The sequence below is a fragment of the Clostridium carboxidivorans P7 genome (genome assembly GCF_001038625.1).
Classification (GTDB): domain Bacteria; phylum Bacillota; class Clostridia; order Clostridiales; family Clostridiaceae; genus Clostridium_AM; species Clostridium_AM carboxidivorans.
Genome location: NZ_CP011803.1, coordinates 1,439,486 through 1,453,686 on the forward strand (window position 1 = coordinate 1,439,486; position 14,201 = coordinate 1,453,686).

Sequence of the window (14,201 nt, forward strand, 5' to 3'; positions counted from 1 at the left end):
TTTTTTATCCAGCCCATCTGCACAGAATAATACCATTGAAATCACTAATGTAGTTTTCATTTCCCATAATTAAAATAAGTCTAGGCTGCTCTATTTTAAATTTATGGTTATGAAGCAAATGAGTACAAATATCATAGTTGTAAGTAGTACAATCTATTGATATACTTTTGTAATTTATGCTTTTTGCATATTTAATACAGTGATGTAGTAGAGAATCTAAAGCATCCTTATAGTTAACATCAGAACTTATGCAAAGAAGGATTATCTCTAAACAATCAGTGGTATCTTCTCTTATGCTTTTATGATGACACAAAGCAAAGCCTTTAATTTCATCATTTTGTTTTAATACAAAAGCAGTTCCAAAATCGTTATGTTTTATTAAGTAAAGCTGAGAAGATAAATCCAAACCATTGGATATTTTATTGGAAAGAGCTTTTATATCTTTTTTCAATTTTAAATAATTTGATTCATTAGAAACATCTATATTTGTTATTTCATATTTAGGATAGTAAGAATAATTACAACAATCATCAAGTTGTTTTTTCATGTTTAAAGAAAGTTTAAGTGGTTTAAACCCCATACTCATATATAATCCCACATTATAACTGGATTCAGGCATGGTGTACAGGCCAATATTTTGAACTTTTACATCTTCTTTTAAAAATTTTATTGTATGATTGAGCAGTTCTTTACCAATACTTTGTCCGCGATATAAAGGATCAACTCCAAAACTACCAAACCATCCAAAGTTACCCCAAGTATGTATGAAATTATAGCCTACAACTTTATTATTGAGCTCATATACAATGCTAGCACGATTACTTTTTTCTATATAGGCTTTAATTCCTTCAACGCTTCTTGGAGTACTAGCTTTAAAACATATTTTATCTATTCTTTGTATTTCAGGAATATGATCAAAATTCATCTTTTTTATCATAGAATAGACTCCTTTCATTAACTTATAAAATATTTAAATCTTTCATCATATTTTGTAGGTAAAAATTCAACTATTTCATAATGAGCAATTTTTTGTGAGTAAAAAGGGTCTTCTTTTATTATTTCATTTACTTCACTGAGACTTTTTGCATTACATAGTATGACTCCACCTGTTCGTGGATTTTGTCTTCCAGAACATATAAACTTTTTTAGAGAATAATATTTTTCTAAATAATTTATATGAGAATTTAATGCTTTTTCAACTTCTTCAATAGGTTTTATATATTTTAAAAGTAAAATGTACATAAATTTAGTACCTCCTTTAATGTTGACTTTACCAATTTTCATAATGCACTATTTCTTCAAGTTTTTTTCTTGGACGGGGTTTAGGTTCTTCATCTGCATACCCAACAGTAAGAATACTAATTACATATTTATCAGAAGGTATATTTAGTATTGTTCTAATGTCCTCTTGAGTAAACCATGCTACCCAGCAAGTACCTAAATTCAAATTGGCAGCTTGAAGTGCAATGTGTTCTATGGCAATAGAAGTATCCCTGATTATTTGTTTAACTTCTTCCTCAGTGCTATTTTCGTTTAAATGCATGTGTGTACTTTCTTTTATTCTACAATTTATATCTGCAGCACATACAATAAAAACAGGAGCAGACATCATCCATTTTTGATTGTGGGATGCTTCAGCTAATTTTTTTCTCATGGATTCAGATTTTACCACAATAAAATGCCAGGGTTGAGTGTTACTGCCGGAAGGTGCAAGTCTTGCACTTTCAAGTAATTCAATAATTTTTTCATCTTCAACAGGTTTATCTAGATATTTTCTTATGCTTCTGCGCGTTTTTATTTCATCAATCATTGTTACACCTCTCTATTTAAGAAATTAATAGTTTTTATAAAAAATCCATATTTTTTATAAAATTCTAATACAGTTTCATTTTCTACAGGTACTCTTATTATTTTTATAATGTGGTACAATTAAAGTGTAAAATATAATTAAATATAATACAATAGATGAAAATAATGATTGTACTGGTACAAAATGCAGAGGAAGGTGTGTAAATGAGCAAATATAATGATATTGTAAATTACATAATAAGTGAAGTTGAAAACAAAAATTTGAAATACAAACAAAAGCTTCCTACAGTAAGAATGTTATCTGAAAAATTTGATTGCAGTAAAGCAACAGTAGTTAGAGCTTATGCTGAACTGGAAAAGGAACACGTAGTATATTCAATACCACAAAGTGGATATTATTTAGTGGAAAATAATGATGAATTAAATAGAAGCGTGCACACTGATATAATAAACTTTTCTTCAGCAGCTCCAGATAAAGGAATATTGCCTTATGAGGAATTTCAACACTGTTTAAATAAAGCAATAGACATATATAAACAAACTCTTTTTGATTATTCAGATTCCAAGGGGCTTCCAAATTTAATAAGTGTACTTAGAGGGGAATTTCAGGAATATCAAATATTTTGTAGGGAGGAAAACGTTTTTATAACTTCCGGTTCTCAACAAGCAATAAATATTTTATTTAACATGCCTTTTCCCAATGGAAAAAATAATGTACTTGTAGAACAACCTACTTATAATGGTGCATTGAAATCATTGGAATTTAGCAGTGATCGTATTATTGGTATTCAGAGGAGCTTTAAAGGTATAAATTTAGATGAACTTGAAAGAAGGTTTGCAAATTGTAATATAAAGTGCTTTTATACCATACCAAGATTTCATAATCCATTAGGAACAAGCTATTCTGGTGAAGAAAAAAAGCAAATTTTAAAACTGGCAGAAAAATACGATGTATACATAATAGAAGATGATTACCTTGCTGATTTAGAAATTAAGAGCAATTCTTATCCTATGTATTATGATGATATTTCCTCAAGAGTAATATATTTAAAAAGTTTTTCAAAAATATTACTACCAGGACTTAGAATTGCAGCAGTAGTACTGCCTAAAATTTTAACAAATGTGTTTAAAGAATATAAAAAGTGGGCAGATTTAAGCACTTCAGTATTATCTCAAGGAGCCTTGGAAATTTATATAAAAAGTGGTATGTTTAAAGCACATGTTAAAAAAATTAGAAAAACTTATTCTGAAAGAATGAATTTAGTAAAAAAAGAATTAGCACAGGCAAATATGCCTTATTTAAAATGTCATGTGCCTGATACTGGATTTTTTGCTTGTATTGAATTAATAGAGAATGTAAATGTAAGTAATATTATTAAAGAGCTTAGATACAGTAGTAATATATATTTAGAAGATGTAGAAAAAAATTATTTAAAGGATTATTTCAATGATAATATTCTAAAAATAAGTATAGCAAGAGCTAATTCAGAAAATATAAAATCTGGAATTCCAATTATTTTAGATAAAATATCTAAAATAAAAGAAGAAAAAAGTTTTTATAATGATGTTTTTAATATTTAAAATTTAATTTGAGATAAAGTCTAAATTGGCTGTAAATCTTGTTTAGATTTATACATAAGAAATGGTGTCTATTGGATGAATTTTTTGCAGCATAGTCTGCAGTATAGGGGGATAAACATAATGATTTATGAAATTATTAAAAAAGAAAACCATAAAACCAGTGAATGGTCAGGAGGAACAACAACTCAGCTTTTAATTTATCCAAAGGAAGCTGTATATGGTGAAAGAAATTTTAAATGGCGTTTGAGTTCTGCAAAGGTTCAAATAGAGGAATCTACATTTACACATTTACCGGGAATATCCAGGATAATAATGATTTTAAAGGGTGAACTTGTTCTTAATCATGAAAATCATCATAATACTGTATTAAAAAAATTTGATCAGGACAGCTTTAGTGGAGATTGGAATACCAAGAGTTATGGAAAAGTAACAGATTTCAATTTAATGATGGCTGAAGGCTGTAGTGGAAAAGTGGAAGCTATTGAGATTAGTACAGAAGAAGCTAAAGAAATAGTGCTAGAAAAATTACAAAGTAAAGATTATTCTATGTTAACAGAAGTATTTTATTGTGTGAGTGGACAAGTAGAAGTTTATGAAAGTAGCGGTAAGAATTTTAATTTAAGTGAAGGTGATTTATTGGCAGTAACAAAAAACAATGAAGAATTACAAGGTACACTTAAATTTACTAATGTGTCTGAAAAGAAAAGTGAAATAGTTAGAACTATAGTGTATTACTAAAAGATTAAATTGAGTCTTTTAAGGAATGTTTTTATTGAAATGTAATATAAATTATACTAAGGCAAAAATGAAATAAGGTGTGATAAAAGTGAATAATATCAAATTACCATGATTTATAGTAAAGTAAGTAATTAAAAGGGTTATGGAAATATGATTTGGAAAGGTATATTTAGCAAGGTAATGAAGGAGAGACTTATAAAATATGTCAAAAATGATTTTGTATATAGTCTCAAATCTTGAGTCATCTGAAATAACTAATCAACTATATAATATATTGAGAAACATTAATAGAAGAGAATTTAGACCTAAAATTATTACTTTATTAAAGGAACCTGAAGATAGTGTATATGAAGATTTTGAAAGGCTAAAAATTGATATTTATTCTTTAGGTTTATCAAGAACAAAATTGTGGTTAAAAGGGAAAAGGATTTTGGCTGTGACTTGTGAAGAGCTGCAGCCAGATATTATACACACCATAGGATATGATGCTGATATACTCGCTGTAAAGTATTTAAGCAAATTTAAGCATTGCAGTACAATTTGCAATTTCCCATATGAAGAATATACTACGGCATTGGGTAAAATAATAGGAAAAATTAGAGATAAGAGATATGTTAAATATCTATTTAAAATGAATTGTCCTATTGTATCCTCATATAGCTTAAGAAGAAAATTAAAAGAATGCTATGATGTTAATGCCTATACCATACCAAATGGAGTAGACGAAATATATTTTTCACCAGTAGATAAATTAGAAATATCAAGACGTAGAGAAAAGCTGGGATTAGATACTACAAAGAGAATTTTTATTTCAATTGCATCAATGAGTAAAATTGAAGATCCTCTTACAATAATTAATGCATTTCAAAGAGCTAATATTTCAAATTTTGCAACTCTTGTTTTACTTGGATATGGACCACTTTTAAAGAAGTGTAAAAAGTATAATAGTGAAGGTATTGTGATAAAAGGCAAGGTTGACAATTTAAGAGAATTTTTAAAGTGTGCAAATATTTTTATATCTTCATCTAAATCTGAAAAGTTATCAGTATCTGTTTTACAAGCACTAAATTGTGGGCTTCCAGTAATTTTATCAGATACTAAATGTCATAGAGAAATATTAAACAAAGATAATACAGTTGGTAATAAGTTTAGTGTTGGCAGCATAAGTGAATTAAAAGAGTATTTTAGATATTATACAAGATGTAGTTTGGAATATAAATCTAAAAAAGCGAGAATAGTTGGAGAAACTTTTTATGGTTCAAAAATCATATGCAGCATTTATGAGAGAATGTATACACAAATAATATCACAAGGAATCATATGAAGATTAATAAAAAAATAAGTGTTGAATTAAGATAAATTAATTCAACACTTGTTTTTTTATATAACATATTTTAAAACGCATATATAGTGACTAAAACTTCCAAGTAATACGAATATGTGAAATATTTCATGAAATCCTAATAACTTTAAGTTCAATTTTGGCCATTTAGCAGCATATATAATGCCACCAACAGTATAGAATATACCACCAAGTATCAGCCATGCTACTCCACTTATAGAAAGAACTTTTGAAATAGGTGATATAACAAAAATTGCAAGCCATCCCATACCTATATAAAATGAAGTGGATATCCAGCGAGGGAGATTAAACCATATCATTTTAAACATTATCCCAGCTACGGCCATTGACCATACAGTGATAAATAAAACCCATCTTAATGTACCACTTAAAGCGATTAAGCATATAGGTGTATATGTTCCAGCAATAAGTATAAATATCATTGAATGATCTAACCTTCTTAAAAATTTAATTACTTTTTCTGAAGAATTTACTAAATGATAAACAGAACTTGCTGTATATAAAAATATTAAGCTTAATCCAAATATTATAACCCCTGTAAGTTTAAGAGCGCTTATGGATGGGGATGAAAATATAACTTTTACTATAAGCAAAATCAACCCTACCAGTGATACAACGGCTCCAAATACGTGGGTAAAACCATTAACAGGTTCTCTAAAAATTTTATTCATAACATTACCTCCATATAATGAGCTTGAAAATATTTATTAAATTCGTGAACAAATGTCACTTAAATTAACTTTAACATATAACTTTATTATGTGTCATTATATATATTATATAACTAATATATATAATTTCAATTTAGAATAGACATGAAAATATACGTTGATTAATTATTTATCAATAAATTTCTCAAAAATGCTTAATAATGCTATAAATATAAATATAATAATATGTAGTTTTTAAAACTACGTGAAATTACGCAGCAAAAATAGAGGGATATCATATTCTGAAAATTTAAAATATAAAAACATTAATCTTTTTAAATTTTTAAGATATCTATGTAAACCCAGAAAATAGCAGGTTATTTTCATATATTTAGAATAAAATAAAAGTATAAATATACAAAAATATAAAAAAAGTAGTTGACTAAGTGAATATAATTTGTTAAACTCCTAAGTATACCAGATGAAAATAAAAAACGAATATATAAACAATGTGACATAGAGGCCGCGGTTGTTATAAGTACTGACTACAGGAAAGGAACACCCGCCGAAATACATAAAATTTAATTTTATGTATTGGGATTATACTGAATAAGTATAGTACTGTCTTTGAAAAATTGCCCGATTTTTTAAAGGAGTGCTTGTCATATTGGGGCAAAAGGTTTGTTGTCATACACAGCAGTTGTGAGTGCCTTTTGCTCACAACTGTTTTTTATTTACCCAAAAACACTAAATTTAATATAGACAATATGGTACAGAGGTTGCGGTTGTCATAAGTAATGTATATTTAAAATACAAGAAAGGGTCATCCGCCGAAGTTTACAAGCTTTAATGTTTGTATACTGGGACTATGCTGAACAAGTATAGTACTGTCTTTAGGAAATTGCCCGATTTTTTAAAGAAGTGCTTATCATATTGGGGCAAAAGGCTTTGTATTGTACATGCAGTTGAGAGTACCTTTTGCTCACAGCTGCTTTTATTTTACACAAATTTAATATATTGATAATTAAGCAAAAATTTACATATTTAAAATTAATGAAAAGAGGAAGATAAGATGAAATTATTTGGAACTATGAATGTGAATAGTAAAGGACATTTAGAAATAGGAAAATGCGATACCACTGAACTAGCAAAAGAATTTGGAACTCCTCTATATGTGGTAGATGAAGATTTAGTTAGAAGCACTTGTAGAGAATTTAAAGATAATTTTGAAATAGAAGGTATTGAAAGTGAAGTTATATATGCATCTAAAGCATTTTTGAATTTGGCAATTGCCAAAGTTATCTGTGAAGAAGGATTGAGTTTAGATGTGGTATCTGGTGGAGAACTTTATACAGCTTTAAAAGCAAATTTTCCTGTAAGTAGAATTTATATGCACGGGAATAATAAAACAGAAGGCGAATTAAGCATGGCTATTGAAGCAGGAATAGGAAGAATAGTAGTAGATAATAGAAATGAATTAGAAGTAATTGAATATTTATGTAAAAGCTTAAATAAAAAAGTTGATGTTTTATTAAGAGTAAATCCAGGTATAGAAGCTCATACTCATGAATATATCCAAACTTCAAAAAACGATTCAAAATTTGGAGAATCTATATTTGATGAAGATATGTGTAAAATTATAAACAGATTTCAAAATAGTGAAAGTGTAAATTTTAAGGGATTTCATTGTCACATAGGATCTCAAATTTTTGAAGAAAAATCATTTTACTCAGAAGTATCAGATATGATTAAGTTCTTAGAAAAAATAAAAAATCAATGCGGATTTAGTACTGAAGAGTTAAATCTAGGAGGAGGTTTTGGAGTATATTATTCTGAAGGAGATAAACCTGTTAATTTAAAGAGTTGTCTTAAAAACATGCTTTCAATACTTAAAGAAGAATCACAAAAATCAGGTTTAAATATTAAAAAAGTTATGATAGAACCAGGTAGATCAATAATTGCCAATGCAGGTACTACTCTCTACAATGTAGGAGGTACTAAAAAAACTTATGGTGGTAAACAGTATATTTTTATAGATGGAGGTATGGCAGATAATCCAAGAACAGCATTATATGATGCAAAATATGAGGCTGTAGTTGCAAATAAAGTTAATTCCGAAAATAGTGAAATATATACTATTGCAGGAAAGTGTTGTGAATCTGGAGACATAATAATAAAAGAAATTGAACTCCCAGAAGTTGAAAGAGGAGATATTATGGCAGTTCTAACTACTGGAGCTTATAATTACAGCATGTCTAGCAATTATAATAGAATACCTAAGCCAGCAGTAGTATTTGTTAAAGAAGGTGAAGCAAAAATAGCAGTAAAAAGAGAAACTTATGAAGATATTATTAGAAACGATATATTATTTTAATGAAGGGGGTAATGAATTTGGCTACAATAGTACAAAAATATGGCGGAACATCCGTAGGAACTATAGATAAAATAAAGGCTGTTGCAAAGAAAGTAATAGAAAGAAAAAAGGAAGGTAATGACATTGTAGTGGTGGTTTCTGCTATGGGTAAGACCACAGATAAGCTTATAGATATGGCAAAACAAATTTCTGATAATCCTAATAAGAGAGAAATGGATATGTTAATATCAACTGGAGAGCAGGTGACAATTGCACTACTATCTATGGTATTTCAAGAAAGTGGATATGATTCAGTGTCATTAACAGGATTCCAAGCTGGAATAAAAACAGGAGGAGTTCATACTAAAAATAGAATATTTGATATAGAGATTCAAAATGTAGAGAATCATTTAAAGGATGGAAAAATAGTAGTAGTTGCTGGATTTCAGGGCATGAATGAAAATGGAGATATAACAACTTTAGGAAGAGGTGGCTCAGATACCACTGCTGTAGCATTAGCTGCAAAGCTTAATTGTACCTGCGAAATATACACAGATGTAGATGGAATATATGGTGTTGATCCAAGGGTTTGGCCTAATGCAAAGAAGTTGGATTATATAAGCTATGAAGAAATGATGGAAATGGCAAGCTTAGGAGCTGGTGTCATGGAAACAAGAGCAGTGGAAATAGGATGTAAATATAAAATTCCTATTTATGTAGCATCAACGCATGGAAATCAAAAAGGAACTTATATAAAGGAGTATGATGAAACAATGGAAGAAAAAGTAATAACAGGCCTTTCAATTAGTGATGATGTTCTTATGGTTACAGTGAACAATGTACCATATAATTCTAAAAATATATCGATAATATTTGACAAATTGGCTAAACATCATGTGAATATTGATATGATAAGTCAAACAGCACCATTTAATGGATATATAAATGTTTCCTTTACTGCATCAAAGGAAGATGTAAGTACAATCAATGAGGTTGAAAAAGAATTAAAGGCTGAAATACAAGGTATTAAAGTTTCTAAGGAATCAGATATTACAAAATTATCTGTAGTTGGAATAGGTATGATGAAGCAGTCTGGAGTTGCAGCTTCTATATTCACCATATTTGCAGAAAATGATATTGAATTTAAGCAAGTAACTACTTCAGAAATAAGTATATCTTATACTTTAGATTCAAAAGATAAACAAAAAGCAGTAACAGTTTTAGCACAAAAATTAAACTTATAATTATTAACTAAAAAATATATATGAGGTGATTGAAATGAGAAATGCGAATATTGCTATCGTTGGAGCAACAGGAATGGTTGGAAGAACATTTTTAAAAGTATTAGATGAAAGAAATTTCCCTATTGATAATTTATACCTTTTTGCATCAAAAAAATCTGCTGGAAGCAAAATGGAATTTAGAGGTAAAGAATATATAGTAGAAGAACTAAATGAAGATTCATTTAAAAGAGATATAGATATAGCATTATTTTCTGCTGGTGGAGATATTAGTAAAAAGTTTGCTCCTATAGCAAAAGAAAATGGGGTAACAGTAGTAGATAACAGCAGTGCTTGGAGAATGGATAAGGATATTCCTTTAGTAGTACCAGAAGTAAATCCAGAAGATGTAAATTGGAATACAGGAATTATTGCAAATCCTAATTGTTCTACTATCCAATGTGTAGTACCACTTAAAGTATTGCATGATGCATTTAAAATAAAGAGAATAATTTATTCTACTTATCAGGCAGTTTCTGGATCGGGAGTTGGTGGAATAAAGGATTTAGAAAATGGTATAAAGGGAGAAGCACCTAATAAATATCCTTATCAAATAGCTTACAATTGTCTTCCTCATATAGATGTATTTATGGAGAATGGATACACAAAAGAAGAAATTAAAATGATAGAAGAAACTAAAAAGATATTAAATGATTATGATTTAAAGATAACAGCAACTACAGTTAGAGTTCCAGTAAGATATGGACACAGTGTTTCTATAAATTTGGAATTTGAAAAACCTTTTGAACTAGATAAGGTATTTGAAATTTTAGGAAATGCTGACGGAATAATTTTACAAGATGATGTTAAAAATACGGTTTATCCAATGCCAATAAATGCTGAAGGAACTGATGAAGTTTATGTTGGAAGAATAAGAAGAGACTTTAGCATAGAAAATGGGCTTAATTTATGGGTTGTAGCTGATAATATAAGAAAAGGCGCAGCTACAAATACAGTTCAAATAGCAGAAGTATTAGTTAAAAATCTTTAATTTATTTTAGGAGGGTTATTTATGTGTTTATTTGAAGGATCAGGAGTAGCTATAGTTACCCCATATACAGAAAGTGGTATAGACTATGAAAAATTAGGTGAATTAATAGATTGGCAAATAGAAAATAAAACAGATGCAATAATTATATGTGGAACTACTGGAGAAGCTGCAACTATGACAGATGCAGAAAGAAAAGAAACCATAGAATTTGCAGTTAAGAGGGTAAATAAGAGAATACCAGTTATAGCAGGTACAGGAAGTAATAACACAGCTTATTCTATAGAATTAAGCAAATATGCAGAAAAAGTGGGAGTAGATGGAGTATTGCTTGTAACTCCTTACTATAATAAAAGTACTCAAAAAGGTGTTATAGAACATTTTAAAGCTATAGTGGGTAGTATAAAAGTTCCAGCTATTTTATATAATGTTCCAGGAAGAACTGGAATGAGTTTAAAGGCAGAAACAGTATATGAGCTATCAAAGGTTGAAAATATAGTAGCTATAAAAGAAGCTAGTGGTGATATAGTTTTGGCAGCTGATATTGCTAGATTGTGCGGAGAAGATTTTTCTATCTATAGTGGAAATGATGACATGGTAGTTCCTATATTATCTCTTGGAGGCAAAGGTGTAATTTCAGTAGTTGCTAACATATTACCAGAGGATACTCACAACATGGTTATGGAATATTTAAATGGCAATGTTAAAGAAGCAAGAAAGCTGCAGCTTAAAATGAATGGAGTTATACATGCATTATTTATAGAAACAAATCCTATTCCTGTTAAGACTGCTATGAATGTTATGGGAATGAACGTTGGAAAATTGAGAATGCCTTTAACTACTATGGAAGATAAAAATAAGAAGGTATTAATAGACAACATGGAAGAATACGGTATAGAAGTAAAGGAGAAATAAGATGTTAAAGGTAATAATAAGTGGATGCAATGGAGCTATGGGACAAGTTTTGACTAAGACTATAGAAGCAATGGAAGATGCTGAAATAGCTGCAGGCATAGATAAAAATGTAGATAGATGTAAAAATAATTATGAGGTTTACAGTGAAATATCTGATTATAAAGGAAATGCAGATGTCATCATTGATTTTTCTAATCCAGCTGGGTTAGAAGGCTTGCTGAATTATGGAATTGAAACAAAAACTCCAATAGTAATAGCAACAACAGGGCTTTCTTCTGAAAATATGGATAATATTAAAAAAGCTTCTGAAAAAATAGCTGTATTTCAATCAGGAAATACTTCGCTTGGAATTAATGTGTTAACTAGTTTGGTAAAAAAAGCAGCAGCTGTTTTAAGTGAAAGCTTTGATATAGAAATTATAGAAAAACATCATAATAAGAAGGTTGATGCACCTAGTGGAACTGCCTATATGATAGCTAATGCAATAAACAATGAATTAAATAACTCAAAAGAGTTCATATATGGCAGAGAAGGAATAAGAAAAAGAGAAAAAAATGAAATTGGTATACATGCAGTTCGTGGAGGCACTATAGCAGGTGAACATACTGTTATATTTGCAGGCATGGATGAAATAATAGAAATAAAACATACTGCAATGTCAAAAAATATATTTGCTCAAGGAGCAGTGAAAGCTGCTAAATATCTTGTTAATCAAGATAAAGGATTATATAATATGGATGATTTATTAAGCTAAATTAAATCACGTATATTTAAAAAATGAGGATGTCGTACTAAGAATGAATATTGCAACATATTGCATATAAATTTCTTAATGCGGCAATCTCATTTTTTTATGTCTTTTTTAAAAACATTTTAATACTAAAGCATATCAATAAAAAACCAACAATTATATTTAAAGTTTGTATTATCTCCATAGGTAGAAAGCTATTTGCAAAGTTTCCTGCTAAAGAAATTAAAGTTAAAAAAAACATTGTAGATAACAGTGCTCCAAAACCAAATAGGTAAATATCTGTTTTTTTCATATTTTCTTCTGTAATTTTGGATAAAAATACACCAGACCAAAAGATTATAGTAAGTGGATTTGAAGCAGTAATTATAAGTGAATGGAAAAATGCATTATTTGTATTACTAGTATTTTGTATGCTTAAGCTTGGTAAAAAGTCTATATTAAACTGGTTTAGAATTGTGCTAAGTCCAAAAATAAATAAAACTACAGCACCAAATATCTTTAAAATGAATTTTATATTTTTCCTTTCAATTATAGAAGATATACCAATAGTAGCAGCAAAAATGAATAATCCATCAATTAAAACAGCACCTAATACACCTGTTTCTGCAGTGTAAAAACCTTTTGATGATGCCATTTGGAATATAAAGATGCAGACAGGACCTATGGCAAATTGCAACAACATACCAAATTTAAAACCTTTAAAAATCATTTTAGCACCTCTTAAATATTTATGTTTTCTTTTAAGGAAGAAAGTACAATTATTGTATTTGATTTAAGTACACCTTTAATTTTCTTCAGGGTATTTGATAAAAAATATTCTAGAGACTTTGTATCTTCTACTAATACTTTCAAAACATAATCATATTCACCAGCAACATGATGGCATTCCAGTACAGAATTATATTGAACTATAGACTTTCTGAAATTTTCTATGTTTTCTGTTTTGTCAATGTTTACGAAAATGAAGGCTAAGAGTTTATAATTAATTTTTTCTCTATTGATTTTTATAGTGTATTTTTCGATTATATTTCCATCCTCAAGCTTTCTTATTCTTTCAGCTACTGCAGGAATAGAAAGGTTTACTTTTCTACTTATTTCTGAAGAAGTTGACCTACTATTTTCCTTCAAAGCATCAATGATTTTCAAATCTATGATATCCATAAATGAACCTCCTTTTTTACTACATTAATGTAATTTTACATATAACGTTAAATTAAGTAAATGATTTTTCAAAATACATTAAAATATTAAGGAATTTGTTTTTAAATTTTAAATAATTAAAGTTTGAAAACAAATATTAAAAGTAAACTTAAAAAATAAAAGTGCATATTTTAATATTGAAAAAGATTATTTATAATATTAACTATTTAAAATAATGTTAATTTTAAATAGTTGATATTATAAAAATTTAGGGTATCACATACAATTGAATTGTATGAATAATTTATAGGGGTTAATTTAATAATGAATTTTATATTTGATTTAATGCTTCTTGCTTTAGTTATGATTCCTATCATACTAGAATGTATTAAAACCAATAGAAAACGTAAACTTCTTCCAATTCTTATTTATTTTAATCTTATAATAATATCCTTTTTTGAAAGACTAAGTGTAAATAGCCATTTAATAATACTAGCATTATGTGTTAATTTGTTTTTTGCAATTAGATTTATATATGTTGAATATAATGATGAATGTAAAAGGAAAAAGTAGATATACTAAGATATTATATATTTTGAAATATGCGCCTTGGTGTGAAAAATTCCTCAAATT

General features: G+C 28.4%; 15 protein-coding genes and 2 riboswitches. Of the genes, 9 read left to right on the top strand and 6 right to left on the bottom strand.

From position 1 onward, the window contains the following. Window positions 1–4: 4 nt before the first annotated feature. From Ccar_RS06215 to Ccar_RS06225, 3 genes are read right to left on the bottom strand one after another with little or no spacing between them, the layout of a single operon-like run. Window positions 5–937, bottom strand: a complete 933-nt coding sequence (locus tag Ccar_RS06215; RefSeq protein WP_007059923.1) for a GNAT family N-acetyltransferase — start codon at window positions 935–937, stop codon at window positions 5–7. A 17-nt stretch (window positions 938–954) separates the two neighbouring features. Further along, window positions 955–1,242 carry a YciI family protein gene (locus tag Ccar_RS06220; protein WP_007059922.1) on the bottom strand — a complete coding sequence of 96 codons (288 nt, stop codon included), beginning with the start codon at window positions 1,240–1,242 and terminating at the stop codon, window positions 955–957. Window positions 1,243–1,270: 28 nt separating this feature from the next. Then, the gene (locus tag Ccar_RS06225; RefSeq protein WP_007059921.1) at window positions 1,271–1,810 is read right to left on the bottom strand and encodes a nitroreductase family protein; all 540 of its coding nucleotides are present in this window, start codon (window positions 1,808–1,810) and stop codon (window positions 1,271–1,273) included. 203 nt (window positions 1,811–2,013) lie between these two features. Between Ccar_RS06225 and Ccar_RS06230 the strand changes: the two genes are divergently transcribed. The 3 genes from Ccar_RS06230 (at window position 2,014) to Ccar_RS06240 (ending at window position 5,452) form a co-directional block, all read left to right on the top strand. Beyond that, window positions 2,014–3,390, top strand: a complete 1,377-nt coding sequence (locus Ccar_RS06230) for an aminotransferase-like domain-containing protein (RefSeq protein WP_007059920.1) — start codon at window positions 2,014–2,016, stop codon at window positions 3,388–3,390. Between the two features lie 120 nt (window positions 3,391–3,510). Continuing rightward, window positions 3,511–4,128, top strand: a complete 618-nt coding sequence (locus Ccar_RS06235) for a HutD/Ves family protein (RefSeq protein WP_007059919.1) — start codon at window positions 3,511–3,513, stop codon at window positions 4,126–4,128. A 202-nt stretch (window positions 4,129–4,330) separates the two neighbouring features. Continuing rightward, on the top strand, window positions 4,331–5,452 hold the full coding sequence (locus Ccar_RS06240) for a glycosyltransferase (RefSeq protein ID WP_007059918.1): 1,122 nt from the start codon (window positions 4,331–4,333) through the stop codon (window positions 5,450–5,452). A 56-nt stretch (window positions 5,453–5,508) separates the two neighbouring features. Here Ccar_RS06240 and trhA read toward each other — a convergent pair whose 3' ends face one another. After that, a complete protein-coding gene (trhA, locus tag Ccar_RS06245) occupies window positions 5,509–6,162 on the bottom strand; it encodes a PAQR family membrane homeostasis protein TrhA (RefSeq protein WP_007059917.1) in 654 nt (217 codons plus the stop codon). A gap of 488 nt (window positions 6,163–6,650) precedes the next feature. Further along, window positions 6,651–6,809, top strand: a riboswitch (Lysine riboswitch). 95 nt (window positions 6,810–6,904) lie between these two features. After that, window positions 6,905–7,077: riboswitch (Lysine riboswitch) on the top strand. 136 nt (window positions 7,078–7,213) lie between these two features. On the opposite strand from trhA, the gene lysA reads away from it, so the two are divergent. Genes lysA through dapB form a run of 5 tightly spaced genes read left to right on the top strand, consistent with a single transcriptional unit; the run spans window position 7,214 to window position 12,431 of the window. Further along, window positions 7,214–8,515, top strand: coding sequence for a diaminopimelate decarboxylase (gene lysA / locus Ccar_RS06250; protein WP_007065149.1), 1,302 nt, complete (start codon window positions 7,214–7,216; stop codon window positions 8,513–8,515). 17 nt (window positions 8,516–8,532) lie between these two features. Continuing rightward, entirely contained in the window at window positions 8,533–9,738 is a 1,206-nt protein-coding gene (locus Ccar_RS06255) for an aspartate kinase (RefSeq protein WP_007065150.1), read from the top strand. Between the two features lie 34 nt (window positions 9,739–9,772). After that, complete coding sequence (locus Ccar_RS06260; protein ID WP_007059912.1) at window positions 9,773–10,765, top strand: aspartate-semialdehyde dehydrogenase; 993 nt, start codon at window positions 9,773–9,775, stop codon at window positions 10,763–10,765. Window positions 10,766–10,786: 21 nt separating this feature from the next. Beyond that, window positions 10,787–11,677, top strand: coding sequence for a 4-hydroxy-tetrahydrodipicolinate synthase (gene dapA, locus Ccar_RS06265; RefSeq protein ID WP_007059911.1), 891 nt, complete (start codon window positions 10,787–10,789; stop codon window positions 11,675–11,677). Window position 11,678: 1 nt separating this feature from the next. Beyond that, window positions 11,679–12,431: a 4-hydroxy-tetrahydrodipicolinate reductase gene (gene dapB / locus Ccar_RS06270; RefSeq protein ID WP_007059910.1), complete on the top strand. Its 753-nt coding sequence runs from the start codon at window positions 11,679–11,681 to the stop codon at window positions 12,429–12,431. Between the two features lie 97 nt (window positions 12,432–12,528). Here the strand turns inward: dapB and Ccar_RS06275 are convergent, their stop codons facing one another. Then, window positions 12,529–13,137 carry a LysE family translocator gene (locus tag Ccar_RS06275; protein WP_007065151.1) on the bottom strand — a complete coding sequence of 203 codons (609 nt, stop codon included), beginning with the start codon at window positions 13,135–13,137 and terminating at the stop codon, window positions 12,529–12,531. 11 nt (window positions 13,138–13,148) lie between these two features. Then, window positions 13,149–13,589 (bottom strand): Lrp/AsnC family transcriptional regulator, encoded by a 441-nt coding sequence (locus Ccar_RS06280; protein WP_007059908.1) that lies wholly within the window; start codon window positions 13,587–13,589, stop codon window positions 13,149–13,151. A gap of 303 nt (window positions 13,590–13,892) precedes the next feature. Between Ccar_RS06280 and Ccar_RS06285 the strand changes: the two genes are divergently transcribed. Continuing rightward, the gene (locus tag Ccar_RS06285) at window positions 13,893–14,141 is read left to right on the top strand and encodes a hypothetical protein (protein ID WP_007059907.1); all 249 of its coding nucleotides are present in this window, start codon (window positions 13,893–13,895) and stop codon (window positions 14,139–14,141) included. Window positions 14,142–14,201 lie beyond the last annotated feature (60 nt).